The organism is Sphingomonas tagetis (assembly GCF_024211275.1).
Taxonomy (GTDB): domain Bacteria; phylum Pseudomonadota; class Alphaproteobacteria; order Sphingomonadales; family Sphingomonadaceae; genus Sphingomonas; species Sphingomonas tagetis.
In genome coordinates, this window is the sequence record NZ_JAMLDX010000024.1 from 1 (window position 1) to 13,521 (window position 13,521).

At 67.5% G+C, this 13,521-nt stretch carries 18 protein-coding genes; 5 read left to right on the top strand and 13 right to left on the bottom strand.

Annotated features, from left to right (window positions below; genetic code table 11):
- Nucleotides 1-126: 126 nt before the first annotated feature.
- The 13 genes from M9978_RS20605 to flgB all read right to left on the bottom strand — a co-directional run bounded on the left by M9978_RS20605 (nucleotide 127) and on the right by flgB (nucleotide 10,875).
- Nucleotides 127-1,029 (bottom strand): flagellar motor protein MotB, encoded by a 903-nt coding sequence (locus M9978_RS20605; protein ID WP_254296600.1) that lies wholly within the window; start codon nucleotides 1,027-1,029, stop codon nucleotides 127-129.
- Entirely contained in the window at nucleotides 1,030-1,893 is an 864-nt protein-coding gene (gene motA, locus M9978_RS20610; protein WP_254296602.1) for a flagellar motor stator protein MotA, read from the bottom strand. It abuts the gene before it with no gap.
- 230 nt (nucleotides 1,894-2,123) lie between these two features.
- A complete protein-coding gene (locus tag M9978_RS20615) occupies nucleotides 2,124-3,032 on the bottom strand; it encodes a flagellin N-terminal helical domain-containing protein (protein ID WP_254296605.1) in 909 nt (302 codons plus the stop codon).
- A gap of 5 nt (nucleotides 3,033-3,037) precedes the next feature.
- The gene (gene flgK / locus M9978_RS20620) at nucleotides 3,038-4,372 is read right to left on the bottom strand and encodes a flagellar hook-associated protein FlgK (RefSeq protein ID WP_254296607.1); all 1,335 of its coding nucleotides are present in this window, start codon (nucleotides 4,370-4,372) and stop codon (nucleotides 3,038-3,040) included.
- Nucleotides 4,369-4,722 carry a rod-binding protein gene (locus M9978_RS20625; RefSeq protein ID WP_254296609.1) on the bottom strand — a complete coding sequence of 118 codons (354 nt, stop codon included), beginning with the start codon at nucleotides 4,720-4,722 and terminating at the stop codon, nucleotides 4,369-4,371. Before M9978_RS20625 ends, flgK begins: the two co-directional genes overlap by 4 nt.
- Nucleotides 4,719-5,813 (bottom strand): flagellar basal body P-ring protein FlgI, encoded by a 1,095-nt coding sequence (locus tag M9978_RS20630; protein ID WP_254296611.1) that lies wholly within the window; start codon nucleotides 5,811-5,813, stop codon nucleotides 4,719-4,721. The genes M9978_RS20625 and M9978_RS20630 overlap by 4 nt, the downstream gene beginning before the upstream one ends.
- Before the next feature lie 12 nt (nucleotides 5,814-5,825).
- The gene (locus M9978_RS20635) at nucleotides 5,826-6,515 is read right to left on the bottom strand and encodes a flagellar basal body L-ring protein FlgH (RefSeq protein ID WP_254296613.1); all 690 of its coding nucleotides are present in this window, start codon (nucleotides 6,513-6,515) and stop codon (nucleotides 5,826-5,828) included.
- A gap of 10 nt (nucleotides 6,516-6,525) precedes the next feature.
- Nucleotides 6,526-7,314 (bottom strand): flagellar basal-body rod protein FlgG, encoded by a 789-nt coding sequence (gene flgG / locus M9978_RS20640; protein WP_254296615.1) that lies wholly within the window; start codon nucleotides 7,312-7,314, stop codon nucleotides 6,526-6,528.
- Nucleotides 7,315-7,338: 24 nt separating this feature from the next.
- Nucleotides 7,339-8,082: a flagellar basal-body rod protein FlgF gene (gene flgF / locus M9978_RS20645; protein ID WP_254296618.1), complete on the bottom strand. Its 744-nt coding sequence runs from the start codon at nucleotides 8,080-8,082 to the stop codon at nucleotides 7,339-7,341.
- Between the two features lie 23 nt (nucleotides 8,083-8,105).
- The gene (locus tag M9978_RS20650) at nucleotides 8,106-9,395 is read right to left on the bottom strand and encodes a flagellar hook protein FlgE (protein WP_254296621.1); all 1,290 of its coding nucleotides are present in this window, start codon (nucleotides 9,393-9,395) and stop codon (nucleotides 8,106-8,108) included.
- 21 nt (nucleotides 9,396-9,416) lie between these two features.
- Nucleotides 9,417-10,106, bottom strand: a complete 690-nt coding sequence (locus M9978_RS20655) for a flagellar hook assembly protein FlgD (RefSeq protein ID WP_254296624.1) — start codon at nucleotides 10,104-10,106, stop codon at nucleotides 9,417-9,419.
- Nucleotides 10,106-10,519 carry a flagellar basal body rod protein FlgC gene (gene flgC, locus M9978_RS20660; RefSeq protein WP_254296627.1) on the bottom strand — a complete coding sequence of 138 codons (414 nt, stop codon included), beginning with the start codon at nucleotides 10,517-10,519 and terminating at the stop codon, nucleotides 10,106-10,108. Before flgC ends, M9978_RS20655 begins: the two co-directional genes overlap by 1 nt.
- Before the next feature lie 2 nt (nucleotides 10,520-10,521).
- Nucleotides 10,522-10,875: a flagellar basal body rod protein FlgB gene (flgB, locus tag M9978_RS20665; RefSeq protein ID WP_254296630.1), complete on the bottom strand. Its 354-nt coding sequence runs from the start codon at nucleotides 10,873-10,875 to the stop codon at nucleotides 10,522-10,524.
- A gap of 234 nt (nucleotides 10,876-11,109) precedes the next feature.
- On the opposite strand from flgB, the gene M9978_RS20670 reads away from it, so the two are divergent.
- The 5 genes from M9978_RS20670 to M9978_RS20690 all read left to right on the top strand — a co-directional run bounded on the left by M9978_RS20670 (nucleotide 11,110) and on the right by M9978_RS20690 (nucleotide 13,492).
- Nucleotides 11,110-11,796 (top strand): motility protein A, encoded by a 687-nt coding sequence (locus tag M9978_RS20670; protein WP_254296632.1) that lies wholly within the window; start codon nucleotides 11,110-11,112, stop codon nucleotides 11,794-11,796.
- Nucleotides 11,793-12,299 (top strand): flagellar motor protein MotB, encoded by a 507-nt coding sequence (locus M9978_RS20675; RefSeq protein WP_254296634.1) that lies wholly within the window; start codon nucleotides 11,793-11,795, stop codon nucleotides 12,297-12,299. The genes M9978_RS20670 and M9978_RS20675 overlap by 4 nt, the downstream gene beginning before the upstream one ends.
- Nucleotides 12,300-12,312: 13 nt before the next feature.
- Nucleotides 12,313-12,834, top strand: coding sequence for a flagella basal body P-ring formation protein FlgA (locus tag M9978_RS20680; RefSeq protein ID WP_254296636.1), 522 nt, complete (start codon nucleotides 12,313-12,315; stop codon nucleotides 12,832-12,834).
- Nucleotides 12,835-12,900: 66 nt separating this feature from the next.
- The gene (gene flgM, locus M9978_RS20685; protein WP_254296638.1) at nucleotides 12,901-13,185 is read left to right on the top strand and encodes a flagellar biosynthesis anti-sigma factor FlgM; all 285 of its coding nucleotides are present in this window, start codon (nucleotides 12,901-12,903) and stop codon (nucleotides 13,183-13,185) included.
- Complete coding sequence (locus M9978_RS20690; protein ID WP_254296640.1) at nucleotides 13,172-13,492, top strand: flagellar protein FlgN; 321 nt, start codon at nucleotides 13,172-13,174, stop codon at nucleotides 13,490-13,492. The genes flgM and M9978_RS20690 overlap by 14 nt, the downstream gene beginning before the upstream one ends.
- Nucleotides 13,493-13,521 lie beyond the last annotated feature (29 nt).

Sequence of the window (13,521 nt, forward strand, 5' to 3'; positions counted from 1 at the left end):
TGAGTCGCTCACGCGACTGGCGGTGCCGGCCCGCTCCCCCACCCCGCCACCCACTTCCGGGTATCTTTGATGGGTGGCGGGGTGGGGGAGCGGGCCGGCACCGCCCTTCAGCGCAGCTGAAGCAAACTATCGATCCAGCTTGCTCTTGCGGTACAGCAGCGTGATCGCCACGCGGCGGTTGCGCGGATCGGCGGGGTTGTTGACGATCAGTGGTTCGCGATCGGCGACGCCCTCGATCCGCTCGAAGCGCGATTCCGGCACGCCGGCACCGACCAGCCGGCGGCGCGTCTCTTCCGACCGCGCGCTCGACAGCATCCAGTTGTTCATGTTGGTCGGGTCGCCATAGCGCAGGCTGTCGGTGTGGCCGCGCACCATGATCGGGTTTTCCGAATCCGCGATCGACTGCGCAACCAGCGCCACCAGCTTCGCCGCATCGGGGACGAAGTTGGTCGTGCCGACCGCGAACATCGAATAGTCGGCGTCGTCCATCAGGTCGATCCGCATGCCCTCGCGCGTCGGCACGAAGCGCACCTGCTTGCCGAGCTTGGTGAGGCCGGGATTGGAGCGGATCTTCCCTTCGATCTCGGCCTTCATCTTGGCGAAGCCCTTGCGGTCCTCGACCGCCATTTCCTTGTTCTTGAGGCTGCCGATCTGGCCGGTGCCGACATTGTCGCCGCCGGTCGCACCCGCCGGAATGGTCATCGACCGCGTGCCGGTCTGCTTGGCCATGGTCGGGTAATTGTCCTTGCCCTGCAGCGCGTCGCCGCCGAGCAGGCCGTTCGAGCCGGCGCTGTTCTGCTTGAACTCGATCAGCGTGGGCGCGAAATAGTCGGCGAGCGCCTTGCGCTGCTTCTCGTTGGTCGCGCCGAGCAGCCACATCAGCAGGAAGAACGCCATCATCGCGGTCACGAAGTCGGCATAGGCCACCTTCCACGCACCGCCATGATGCCCCCCGCCGCCTTCGACGTAGATCTTCTTGACGATGATCTTGGGCGGCTGCTTCGCCGCATGTGGCGCCCGCGCCGTCATTTACCTACCGCGCAGGCCGTCGAACACTTCCGCGAAGCCGGGCTGGTTGTGGTGGGCGATGCCGGAGCGCGCCGCTTCGATCACCAGCGGCTGCGGGTGGCCGTGGAGCGAGGCGATGATGATCTGCTTGACGGTGTGATAGATCGCCGCATCGGCATCGATGATCTGCTTGAGACGGCCCGCGAGCGGACCGACGATGCCATAAGCGAGCAGCACGCCGAGGAAGGTGCCGACCAGCGCCGAGCCGATCATGCCGCCCAAGATCGCCGGCGGCTTGTCGATCGAGCCCATCGTCTTGACCACGCCGAGCACCGCCGCAACGATGCCGAGCGCAGGCAGCGCGTCGCCCAGCCCCTGCAGCGCGTGCTGCGGTTCCTCGACCTCGTGGTGATGCGTCTTGATCGCGTTGTCCATCACGTCCTCGACCGCGTGCACGTCGAGCGTGCCCGACGAGACGACCACCAGCCGCAGCGTGTCGCAGATCAGGTTCATCAGCGTGTGATCGGCGAGCAGCCGCGGATATTCGGCGAAGATCGCGGAGGATTTGGGGTCCTCGACATGCGGTTCGAGCGCGATCGGGCCATCGACGCGCAGCATCTTCATCAGCTTGCTGACGAGGAAGATGACGTCGAGATAGTCCTGCTTCTTGTATTTCGGGCCCTTGAGCACCTTCATGAAGCCGCTGCCGAGCGCCTTGAGCTCGCGCGCGCTATTGCCGATGATAAGTGCGCCGACCGCGGCGCCGCCGATGATCAGCATCTCGTGCGGGAGCGCGTGCATCACCGGGCCGAGCGCGCCGCCAGTGAAGGCGAAGCCGCCGAACACCATGGCGATCAGGACAACGAAACCGATTGCTACAAACATGACGTCGCTCGCTACCCCCCGGCGCTGGCGTTACCGTTAATTAGAAACGACCGCGCGAGCCGGACCTTGAGAGGAAAAGCGCTAGCATATGGTTAACGAGGGATTGTTTTGGCGACCGCTTGGTTGCGGCACCGGCCCGCTCCCCCACCCGGCCACCCAACGGCATCGTATTTTATGGGTGGCCGGGTGGGGGAGCGGGCCGGTGCCGCGCGCGCAAAGCGCGCCAATATCTAACGCAGATAATCGAACAGCGACATCGAGGTGAGCTTGGTGAAGCTCGCCTGAGTCGCCTGCAGGATGGTCAACGTCTTCTGCAGCTGGGCGATCGCCTCGCTGGTGTCGACATCCTCGATCCCCGAGCGGGTGGTTTCGCGCGCCACGTCGGCATCGATCAGCCGCTCGGCTTCGAGATCCATGCGGAACGCGCGCGCGCCGACCGAGGCGCGGGTCGTGTTGACCTGATCGAGCGCGGCATCGAGATCGTCCATCGCGGTCTCGATTCCGCCGTCTTCGGCGCCCGGCTGGAGCGCGGCGGCGAAGGCGGTGAGGATCGCGAACATGTCGGTCGCGCCGTTGGTGCCGGCGATCCCGCCGAACGCGCGCGCGCCGGTTTCGGTCGCGGTGATGCTGACGCCGTCGGCGACCGGGATCGGCGCGGCCTCGCCGGTGCCGACATAGGCGATCGAGCCAACGGCCTGCCGCGCATAAGCCACATCACCCGACGCGCCGCCGAACAGCGGATAGCCCCGCGAATCCTTTGCGTTCACCACGCCGAGAAGGTCGGCGATGATCGCCTCGACATCCTTGAGGATCGCGGCGCGGCCCTCGGCCGACACGGTGTCGCTGTTTGCCTGGATCGCGAACGCCTTGGCGCGCTGAAGCTGCGTCTCGACCGCGTCGAGTGCGCCCTCGGTATCGGCGAGCAGCGATTGCGCGGTCTTGATGTTGGCGTCGTAGGCGCCGTCGTCCGACGCGGCACGCTTGAGCCCGGCGAGCTGCTGCCACCCGCTCGCGCTGTCCGACGGCGCGAGGATCTTCGATCCGGTCGCGATCTGAGTCTGCAACGTGTCGGCCCGCTTGTTGAGGCTGGCCATCAACAGCGTCGGGCGCTCGAAGCTCTGGGCGGTGGTCACACGCATCGTCGTCACCGGATGTTGAACAGCGTCTCGAGCGTCTCGCGCGCCACCTGAATGACGCGGCTCGACGCCTGATAGGCTTGCTGGAAGCGGATCAGGTCGACCGCTTCTTCGTCGATATTGACGCCGCTCTCCGAATCGCGCGCCGCGATGGCGTTCGAACGGATCGTCGACTGAACCTCGGAGATCGCGCGGCGGCCGGCGAGTGCGCTGGCGTTACCGGTGGTCAGCGCGACCAGCCCGCTCTCATACGCACCGTCCTTGCGCAGCGTCGCGAGCGCGGTGAGGTTGCTGTTGTCGCGCGCGCCGGCACCGACCGCCGCGGCGGCGATGCCGCGCGGGTCGTTGAGCACCAGCTTGACGCTCGCGGCGCTGTCGCCCGAGAACATCGCCGCGCCGGCATTGCCGTCGAGGTCCGCGCCGCCCGCCTGGACGGCGTTGACGCCCTGCACGAACGCGGTCGCGATCGAATCGAGCTGGTCGCGCGCGTCGGCGATGCGCGCCGCACCTTCGGCCATGCCGGCGAGCGCACCGCCCGACGGCACCAGCGCCTGTGTGCCTTCGATGCCATAGACCGCGAATGACACGGCCCCGTCCGGCCCGCGCGCATAAGTCGCGACCGCCGCCTGATCGGCATGAACCAGCAGCGGGCCGCCCGCGCCGGCTTTGACGCTGGCGCGCCCGGCGGCGTCGAACTGCACGGACAGGTCGGTCAGCGCGCTCATCGATTCGAGCAACCGGTCGCGTTCGTCGAGCAAGGCGGCCTGGCCGCTGGTGCCCTGCGCGACGCGGCCGAGCGCGGCATTGACCTTGGCCAGCCCGGCGGACAGCGTGTTGAGCTGCCCGGTCGCGGCATCGGTCGAAGCGTCGAGATCGGCGAGCGCTCCGTCGAGCGCGGTGCCGGTCGCAGCGAAACTGTTGGCAAGGCTCGCGGCGGCCTGAAGCATCGTCGCGCGCGGCGCGCTCGCCGAGGGATCGGCGGCGAGCGCGGTGGCGGCGTTGAAGAACGCAGTGAGGCGCTCGTCGAGCTTGTTGCCGGTCAGCGCGCCCTCGATCCGGTCGAGCCACACCACGCCGGCTTCGCTGCGTGCGAGATCGGCGCCGGCCGCGCGCACATCGGCGCTGCGGATGTCGCTCGCGGTGCGCGTGATGCCGCCCACCGTGACGCCGAGTCCGTTTGCGACGGTGTTGTTGCCGTCGGTCGGGATGGCGACCTCGCGCAGCCCGGCGATGCGGCGCGTATATCCCGCGGTGCCGGCATTCGCGATATTCTCCGACGTCGTGGTCAGCGCGGTCTGATAGGCACGGACGCCGCTGGCGCCGATCGAAAGCAGGTCGCTCATTTGGGCTCACCTTCGTTCGGCACCGTCGCGGGCGCGGCTTCCGTCACGCTCCCGGCCTTGGCCAGGAACTCGGTCATCGCCTTGCCGATACCGATCGGCGCATGGCTCGCCATGTTCTGCGCGAGCTTGTCGTCCTGCATGTCGCGGAACTGGTCGAGCGCCTGGCTTTCGAAAAGGCTGTCGGCGAGCTTCGCCTTGCGCATCGAGGACAGCATCATCTTGGTGAAGATCGCCTCGAACCGCTCGCCCGCGGCCTGCAGATTGTCACGCGTCGCCAGCCGGGCGGTGTCGCTTGAGACACTGCCCGTCAGCTTGAGCGTCGCTGGCGAAGGCGCGCGAAAATCGGTCACAGCACGATGAGCTCCGCCTTCAGCGCGCCGGCCTGCTTGAGCGCCTCGAGGATGGCGACAAGGTCCGCCGGCGACGCGCCGATCGCGTTCACCGCCTTGACCACATCGGCCAGCCTCGGGCCTGCTTCCAGCAGGAACATCGGACGCTTCTCCTCCTCGACGCCAACCCCGCTCTTCTGCTCAACCGTGGTCTGACCCTGGCTGAACGGCATCGGCTGGCTGACGCGCTGGGATTCATCAATACGAACAGTCAGTTTACCATGTGTTACCGCCGCCGGGCTCACGCGCACGGCCGAGTTGATGACGACCGTACCGGTGCGCGCGTTAACAATTACCTTGGCCGGCGCCTCGGCGGCGTCGACGTTGAGATTCTCGATCTCGCTCATGATCTGCGCGCGGACATCTGCGCCTTCGCGCGCCTTCACCGCGACCGAGACGGCGTCCACCGCACGCGCGGTGCCAAAGCCGAAGCGGCCGTTGATCGCATCCGCGACGCGCTGCGCCGTGGTGAAATCGGCGCGGGCGAGGTTATAGACGAGGTTCGGCGCGGTGGCGAAGCCGGTCTCGACCGCGCGCTCGACCGTGGCCCCCTCGGGAATGCGGCCCGACGAAGGGATGTTGACGACGATCTTCGACCCGTCCTGCCCCTCGGCACCCAGGCCCCCGACGGCGAGGTTGCCCTGCGCCATCGCGTAGATCTGTCCGTCGGCGCCCATCAGCGGCGTCATCACCAGCGTGCCGCCGCGCAAGGACTTGGCCTTGCCCATCGACGAGACGGTGATGTCGAGCTTCTGGCCCGGCTTGGCGAAGGGCGGCAGCTCGGCGGTGATCATCACCACCGCCGCGTTCTTGAGCGCCGGGTTGACCCCCGGCGGGAGTGCCAGCCCGAAGCGGGCGGTGACGCCCTTCATCGACTGGACGGTATATTCGAGATTGTCGTCGCCCGTCCCCGGAAGCCCGACGACAATGCCGTAGCCGGTCAGCTGGTTGGTGCGGATACCCTGGAACGCGCCCAGATCCTTGATGCGTTCAGCCGAAGCGGGCTGGACGGCGAGGATGGCGGCGAGGCAGGTCATGAGGAAGCGGATCATGTCTCTAGTTCCTCAAAACGGGCTGACGGCCTGGAAGAAGCGGCTGAGCCACCCCTGCCGGCCGGCGCGGGCGACATCGCCCTTGCCAGTGTAAGCGATGCGGGCGTCGGCGACGCGGGTCGAGGCGATGCGGTTGCTCGCATCGATGTCGCTCGGCCGGACAATGCCCTTGATCTGGATGAACTCGTCGCCGCGGTTGAGCGTGACGCGCTTCTGGCCCTGAACCAGCATCGTGCCGTTCGGAAACACCTGCGCGACGGTCACGCTGATCTCGCCCGACAGCGCGTTCGACTGGTCGGCGGTGCCCGAACCCTTGAAGTTGCGCCCGCCTGAGAGCTTGAGCGCATTGGGATCGACGATCGCCAGCGGACCGACACTGGGCGGGGTGAGCGAGAAGCCGCCGCCACTGTCGAGCTGCGAGCCCGACGACTTCGACGCGCTGGTGCGCTCGGTCAGCACGATCGTCAGCGGATCCCCGACGCGGCGCGCGCGCGTGCCTTCGTAGAGCGCGGCATAGCCGTCGCCCGCCTGAAAGATCGAGCCGTTGGCCGGCGACACCGGCACCGGCGCGACCGGCAGCGCGACCGAATAGTCTTCCCTGGGCGCCTTCTTGCCGAACAGCTGCGCCCTGGCCGGCTGCGCCGTGAAGGCGAGCACGGCGGCGATCGCGGCGCCGGTCAGCAGGCCGATGGTGAACTTCATCGCGCGGCCCTCAAATGTTCTGATTGACATATTTGAGCATCTCGTCGGTCGCCGAGATCATCTTCGAATTGACCTCATAGGCGCGCTGAGTCTCGATCATGTCGACCAGCTCCTCGACCACGTTGACGTTCGAGCCTTCGAGCATGCCCTGACGGATGTTGCCGCGGCCGTCCTGTCCCGCGATGCCGAGATTGACCGCGCCGGACGCCGCCGTCTCGACCAGATAATTGTCGCCGATCGCCTGCAGCCCCGCCGTGTTGGGGAAGGCGGCGATCTGGATCTGGCCGACTTGCGTGGCTTCGGTCTGGCCGGGCACGGTCGCGCTGACGGTGCCGTCGCTGCCGACGGTGATCGCGGTCGCGCCCTCGGGCACGGTGATGCCGGGCATCACCTGATAGCCCTCGGTCGTCACCAGCTGGCCCTCCGCCGAGCGCGTGAAATTGCCGGCGCGGGTGTAGCCGAGCTGGCCGCCGGGCAGCTGCACCTGGAAATAGCCATTGCCGTCGAGCGCCATGTCGAGCGCGTTGCCGGTGGTCTGGAACGAGCCCTGCGTATCGATCCGCGCCGTGCCCTGAATGCGCACGCCGGTGCCGAGGTTGAGGCCGGTCGCGTAATTGGTCTCGGACGTGCTCGCCGAGCCGGGCGCGGTGACGACCTGATAGGCCAGCGCCTCGAAGCTCGCGCGGTCGCGCTTGAAGCCGGTCGTGTTGACGTTGGCGAGGTTGTTCGAGATCACCCTCATGCGCATGTCCTGAGCGTCGAGCCCGGTGCGCGCGATGTGCATTGCTGCTGAACCCATGGTCGTGGTCCTTCCTTAAATTTCTTAGCTGATGCGCATGAGCGACGCGGCGCTCTCGTCCATCTGCTTGGCGTCGCGCAGCAGATTGGCCTGCACCTCGTAGCTGCGCTGGTTCTCGATCATGTCGACCAGCGCCTGCGTCAGGTTCACGTTCGACTGTTCGAGCGACCCGGCCATCACCTTGCCGTCAAGGTCGGGCGGCAGCACGCCGCCGCCCTTGACATGGAGCAGATTGTCCAGCCCCTTGACGGTGTTGGTCCCCTGGTCGCTGACCAGCTTGAGCTTGTCGATCACGGTCGGCGGCTGGCTCGGATCCGCGCCGGGCGCGACGATCGAGATGCTGCCATCGTCGGCGATCATGATCTTGTCGTGCGGCGGCACGGTGATGGGGCCCCCCGACCCCATCACCGGGAAACCGTCGCCGGTTTCCAAGACGCCACTCGGCGCGATGCGAAGATCGCCACGCCGCGTGTAAGCTTCACTGCCATCGGCCGCCTGCACCGCGAGCCAGTTGTCGCCGGTGATGGCGACGTCGAGGCCGCGGTTGGTCTGGACGATCGCGCCGGCGCGACGGTCCATGTCGACCACCGTCTCGGCGCTGGGCTGGCGCGAGTCGAATCCGTCGCCCTTGACCATCAGCCGTTCGAAATTGACGCGGTCGGCGCGGAAGCCGATCGTCGAGGCGTTCGCGATGTTGTTCGCGATCGTCGCCTGCGCGTTCATCTGGCCCTTCAGGCCCGACAGCGCGGTGTAGACGAGCTTGTCCATCGTTTACGCCTCCCGATCCTGGCTTACGAACGGATGTTGAAGATCGTCTGCGAGATCTGGCTCGCGGTATCGAGCGCCTTGGCGTTCGCCTGGAAGTTGCGCTGCGCCGCGATCAGCCCGACCAGTTCCTCGGTAATGTCGACGTTCGAACGCTCGACCGCATTGGACATGAGGCCGCCGAAACCGTTGACGCCCGGCTCGCCCGCACGCGGCTCGCCCGACAGGCCGGTCGCGGCCCAGGTCGAGTTGCCGAGCTGGCGCAGGCCCGAGGGGTTGGAGAAGTTGGCGAGCGCCACCTTGCCCAGCGCCTGGCTGTCGCCGTTCGAGAAGCTGGCGCGGACGATGCCGTCCTCGCCCACCGTCACGCCGTCGAGCTGGCCGACCGCCTTGCCGTCCTGGCTGCGGCTGTTGACGCTGAACGGCGCGCCGAGCTGCGTGGTCGCACCGCCGAAATCGAGCGTCAGCGTCTGCTCAGTGGTGCTGGTGCCGACGGTGACCGGCGCGAAGGTCGTCGCCTCGGTCGGCGCGGTCAGCGCGCCATTGGCGTCGAAGGTCAGCGTCACCGGCTGCGGATCGGCGGCATCGGTGCCGAGCTGCTTGTCGCCGACGAACGAATAGACCGACCAGGTGCTGGGCGCGGTCGTCGTCTCGCGCACGAAATAGTTGGTCATCGTCAGCGGGTTGCCGCTGGCGTCATAGATCGTCGTCTGGGTCGAATTGTTGTAGGTGCCCGGATCGAAGCGATCGAACGCATAGGGCGTGTCGTCGGTGAAGCGCGACGCCGCCGACGGGACCGACGAATAGGCCGAGAGGTTCAGCGCGAGCTGCACATTCTCGGTCGCCTCGGGCACGCCGCTGGTCTGCGGCAGGCGCAGGTTGATCGTCGAATCGAGCCCGGTCGCAACCACCGCGCCCGAACCATCGACCGGATAGACCTGAAGGTACGAACCCTGCGAATCGGTGACATAGCGGTCGCTGTCGACCTGGAAGCTGCCGTTGCGCGTGAAGTTCACGCCGGCGGATTCGAGGCCCGGCTTGACCGCGAAGAAGCCGTCGCCGGTGATCGCGACGTCGAGCGCCGAGGCCGATTGCTGCATGCCGCCCTGACCGAACTGCTGGCGGATCGCCTTCACCACGGTGCCCGAGCCGATCATCTGGTTCGGGTTGAGCGACACGCTCGACGCGATGACGTCGGCGAACTCGGTGCGGCTCTTCTTGAAACCGTTGGTCGAGACGTTCGACAGGTTGTGCGAGATGGTCGACATGTCGGTCTGCGCCGCCTGAAGACCGGAGAGCGAGGTATAGAAGGACATCGGATATACTCCTGTGAGAACTCAGCCGATCTTGCGGATCGCGGTGGTGGAAACCTGACCGATGCCGGGCAGGGTGAGCAGCGGATTGCCGTCGGAGCCCATCGCGACCGAGGTCACGGGCGCCCAGACGAGCGGCTTGGCGGTGATTTGGTCGCCATCGGCGTTCTGCGCGGCGACGCGGATCGTGAACGGCCCGCTGCCGGCGGCCTCGCCGGTATCGGTGGTGCCGTCCCATTCGAAGTCCATCGGGCCGGCCTTGGCCGCGCCGAGCGAGACGCTCTTGAGGATCTCGCCGTTCGGCCCCTCGATCACGACATTCACTTCGGACGCATCGGCGCCGAGTTCGATCACGCCGCCGAGCGAACCGTCGGTGCGCGGATAGGCGACCGCGCCTTCGGTCAGCACGGTGCGCCCGACCCACGACACCATGTCCGCGGTCGAGGTCGCGCCGAGCTTGGCGGCGATCGCCTGCAGCGTGGTGTTCATCTCGCTGATCCCGGCGAGCGACGAGAATTGCGCCATCTGGGCGACCATCTGCGTGTTGTCGACCGGATCGAACGGGTCCTGGTTCTTCATCTGCGCGGTCATCAGCGTGAGGAAGTCCGACTGGTCCATCGCCGAACTCGACTCCTTGGTCGCCGTGTTCGCGCTGGCCGTGCTGGTCCGCTTGACGCCGAGATTGGCGAGCGTGGTGTCGAAGCTCGTCGCCATCAGCTGCGGCCCAGGTTGAGCGTCTGGGTGATCAGCGTCTTCGCCGTCTGCATCACCTCGACATTGTTCTGATAGGTGCGCGCGGTCTCCATCATGTCGACCAGTTCACGCGTCTCGTCGACCGCGCTTTCCCAGATGTTGCCGTCCTTGTCGGCCAGCGGATTGCCGGGGTCGTAGCGCATGGTCGGACCTTCGCCCGCCGCGACGACTCGTTCGACATCGACCGTGGCCATGCCGCTTGCTGCGTCGAAGGCGGTGCGGAACACCGGCTTCATCGTGCGATAGGCTTCGGCCTGGGTGGTCGCGACCTGGCCGACATTGGCGAGGTTCGATGCCGTGGTGTTCATCCGCACGAGCTGCGCCGACATGGCGCGGCCCGCGACCTGGAAGATGCTGAGCGGTTGGTCAGCCATGGTTATTCGCCCTTCAGCGCGCGGGTGAGGGTGGAGATGCGCCCGTTGAGGAATGCGAGCGTCGTCTGATAGGCGACGGCATTCTCGGCAAAGGCGGTCTGTTCGGTGCTGAGCTCGACGGTGTTGCCGTCGATGCTGGGCTGAAGCGGGATGCGGTATTTGACCGCGTTATCGATCGATCCCGCGCCTTGCACACCCTGCGTCTCGATCGCGTCGAGCGCCTCGCGGAAGTCGATGTCCTTGGCCTTGTAGCCGGGCGTCGAGGCGTTCGCGATGTTCGACGCGAGCACGCCCATGCGCTGCGAACGCACTGCGAGCGCTGCGCCATGCACCCCGAAAAGACTGTTGCTACCCATGCTATGCGTCCTCCGCACATTCGTTCGCAGCCATCCTAGCAATGGGCGTGCCAGTTTTGCGGGAGCAGGCCGAAATCGCATGAATTGCCGGGAAATACCGAGAGAGCGGCAAGATGTTGCCGGTCGGCGGCAAGGCTTTTGCCGGTCTTGCCGCTTTGCCGGCGGTTCTGGCTCGCGCTGCCCCTCGCATGAGGGCGCGGACGGATTTGGCCCGGCGCTTGCAAAGACTCGCGCATGAATATCGCCGTGCTTTCCGAACCTGCCGCCGCCGCGACGATCGCGCCGGGCATCTTTCTCGATCCGCTGGCGATCGGGATCGTGCTGGGCGGCACCGCCGCGAGCATCGTGCTGCGCAACCAGCTGCGCGACGTCGGCCGCTCGCTGGCGGCGCTCATCACGCTGTGGCGCAGGCCGTTCGACGCCGAGCCGCTGCTGATGCAGACCGCCGCGCTCGAACGCATTGCGAAACGCCATGGTGTGCTCTCGCTCGATCGTTCGGTGATCGACGATCCCGACATGGCCGCCGCGGTGCAGGCCGCGGTCGATGGCGCGAGCGCCGAGCAAGTCGCGGCAATCGTCACCGCGCGCATCGACACGCGCGCCGACCGTCACCGCGCCGCGATCGAGGTGTGGACCGGCGCTGCCGAAGCCGCGCCCGCCATGGGGCTGATCGGCACGATCTTCGGCCTCGTCCAGATGTTCGCGGCGATGACCGATCCCGACACGATCGGCGCGGCGATGGCCGTCGCGCTGCTCGCCACGCTTTACGGGGCGCTGGTCGCCAACCTCATCGCGATGCCCATCGCCGCGCGGCTCAAGCGTCTGGCGCGCACCGAAGCCGCCGAGCGCCAGCGCCTGATCGCGCCGCTCGCCGCGCTGGCCAGGCTCGAGCGAGCGCGCAAACGGGAGCTGGCGGCGTGAGCGCGGATATGTGGGACGACATCGCGCCGGGCCGGTCGGTGTGGCTGATCACGCTCGCCGACCTCGCGCTGCTGCTGGTCGGCTTCTTCACGCTGCTCCAGGCCAATCGCGAGCTCGACAAGCAGGAACTGCTCGCGGGCCTGCGCGCCGGGTTCGGAATCGAGGAAGTAGCGATCCCGCCCATGGCGGTTGCGTCGGCACGCGTCGATGGCTTCGCGCCCGGCAGCGCGGTTGCCGACACCTCGTCCGTCATCGCCTGGGCGCGCGACGCCGCCCGCGACCAGCGCACGCGCATCACCATCACCGGTTCGACCGAGGACCGCGGCGACTTCGACCCCGTCACCAACAGCGCCGCGATCCTCGCCGCCGACCGCGCACGCCATGTCGCCACGGCGCTGGTGCGCAGCGGCGCGGTCGATCCGCCGCGCATCGCCATCGTCATCGACCCTGGCAAGCGCCGGGCCGTCACCCTTTCCGTCGGCTTTGCCGGCGGCACGAATTGAAGCGGAGGCACTCATGATCGCCATTCTCCTTCCCGCCCTGCTGTCGGCAACCGCGCCGGCAGGCTTCCAGTCGACCGAAGCGCTCGACCGCAGGGTCGAGCAATTCGCCGGCGCGCCGATCGGCATCGAGGGCGGCGCACGCGCCGCGGTCGACAAGCGCCTCAAGCTCGCGCCCTGCGCCGATCCGCAGCTCTCGTGGCGCTCCGCCGCCGAGGATGCCGTGGTGATCCGTTGCCAGGGGCCGCAGCAATGGCGGCTGTTCGTGCCGGTGATCGCGCTGCCGCGGCCCGCTGTCGCCGCGCCCACGCGCATAGCCGCGCCCGCGCTGGTCAAGCCCGACATGGTGATCAAGCGCGGCGATCCGATTGTGGTCGAGGCCGGCGCCGCCGGCTTCTCGATCTCGCGCGAAGGCGTGGCGATGAGCGATGCTCCGACCGGCGCGCGCGTGAGCGTGAAGGTCGATGACAAGCGCCCGCCGATCGCGGCGATCGCGGTGTCGCCGGGCCGGGCGCGGCTTCCCGGCGCGGGCGAATAATTTTTTGCTAAAGCTTCCGCGCGAATAGTCGTTTGTGCGTATGTCCGCAGAAAAAGGGTCGCAGACATGGTGGATCCAGTCGGCTTCAAGCCTGCATCACTCGCCAACCGGCTGACGCCGGTCAGCCCGGCCGCGCCCGTCAGGGGGGCGGAGGCCGCAACGCAGGTTGCGCAGGCCAGCACCGCTTCGGCGCTGACCCAGAATGCCGCCGCCAGCGCCCCGGTCGATGCCGAGCGCGTCGCGCGGATCAAGAAGGCGATCGCCGACGGCAAGTTCCCGCTGGTCCCGTCGACCGTCGCGGACCGGCTGCTCGCGCTCAAGCTTCAGTGGAACCCGAATGACGCGGCGTGACGCCCTGGTCCGCGTGATCGACGCGCTGCACGCCGAGATCGACGCCTTGAAGACGAATGACGTCGCCGCGCTCGAGCGTGCGACGCGGGAGAAATTGGCGGGGATCGACGCGGTGGGGGCCGCGAACGACGACCAGCCAGACCTGTCGCCCGAACTCCGGGCGCTGGCCGAAGAGGCGCACCGCCTCAACGAGACCTGCCGCATCTATGTCAACCTGATGTCGGCCAATGTCCGGCGGCGGTTGCAGGCGCTGACCGGCAACAATTTGCCGTCCTACCGGCCCGGTGTTGCCGGAGCGTTTGCCTGATCGGCGTCGCTGACGCGACGCGCGGCTCC

Excerpts from the sequence above, each read along its gene's own strand:
- M9978_RS20605 (WP_254296600.1), bottom strand. The coding sequence starts at position 1,029 with ATGACGGCGCGGGCGCCACATGCGGCGAAGCAGCCGCCCAAGATCATC.
- motA (WP_254296602.1), bottom strand. The coding sequence starts at position 1,893 with ATGTTTGTAGCAATCGGTTTCGTTGTCCTGATCGCCATGGTGTTCGGC.
- M9978_RS20615 (WP_254296605.1), bottom strand. The coding sequence starts at position 3,032 with ATGCGTGTGACCACCGCCCAGAGCTTCGAGCGCCCGACGCTGTTGATG.
- flgK (WP_254296607.1), bottom strand. The coding sequence starts at position 4,372 with ATGAGCGACCTGCTTTCGATCGGCGCCAGCGGCGTCCGTGCCTATCAG.
- M9978_RS20630 (WP_254296611.1), bottom strand. The coding sequence starts at position 5,813 with ATGATCCGCTTCCTCATGACCTGCCTCGCCGCCATCCTCGCCGTCCAG.
- M9978_RS20635 (WP_254296613.1), bottom strand. The coding sequence starts at position 6,515 with ATGAAGTTCACCATCGGCCTGCTGACCGGCGCCGCGATCGCCGCCGTG.
- flgG (WP_254296615.1), bottom strand. The coding sequence starts at position 7,314 with ATGGGTTCAGCAGCAATGCACATCGCGCGCACCGGGCTCGACGCTCAG.
- flgF (WP_254296618.1), bottom strand. The coding sequence starts at position 8,082 with ATGGACAAGCTCGTCTACACCGCGCTGTCGGGCCTGAAGGGCCAGATG.
- M9978_RS20650 (WP_254296621.1), bottom strand. The coding sequence starts at position 9,395 with ATGTCCTTCTATACCTCGCTCTCCGGTCTTCAGGCGGCGCAGACCGAC.
- M9978_RS20655 (WP_254296624.1), bottom strand. The coding sequence starts at position 10,106 with ATGGCGACGAGCTTCGACACCACGCTCGCCAATCTCGGCGTCAAGCGG.
- flgC (WP_254296627.1), bottom strand. The coding sequence starts at position 10,519 with ATGGCTGACCAACCGCTCAGCATCTTCCAGGTCGCGGGCCGCGCCATG.
- flgB (WP_254296630.1), bottom strand. The coding sequence starts at position 10,875 with ATGGGTAGCAACAGTCTTTTCGGGGTGCATGGCGCAGCGCTCGCAGTG.
- M9978_RS20670 (WP_254296632.1), top strand. The coding sequence starts at position 11,110 with ATGAATATCGCCGTGCTTTCCGAACCTGCCGCCGCCGCGACGATCGCG.
- M9978_RS20680 (WP_254296636.1), top strand. The coding sequence starts at position 12,313 with ATGATCGCCATTCTCCTTCCCGCCCTGCTGTCGGCAACCGCGCCGGCA.
- flgM (WP_254296638.1), top strand. The coding sequence starts at position 12,901 with ATGGTGGATCCAGTCGGCTTCAAGCCTGCATCACTCGCCAACCGGCTG.
- M9978_RS20690 (WP_254296640.1), top strand. The coding sequence starts at position 13,172 with ATGACGCGGCGTGACGCCCTGGTCCGCGTGATCGACGCGCTGCACGCC.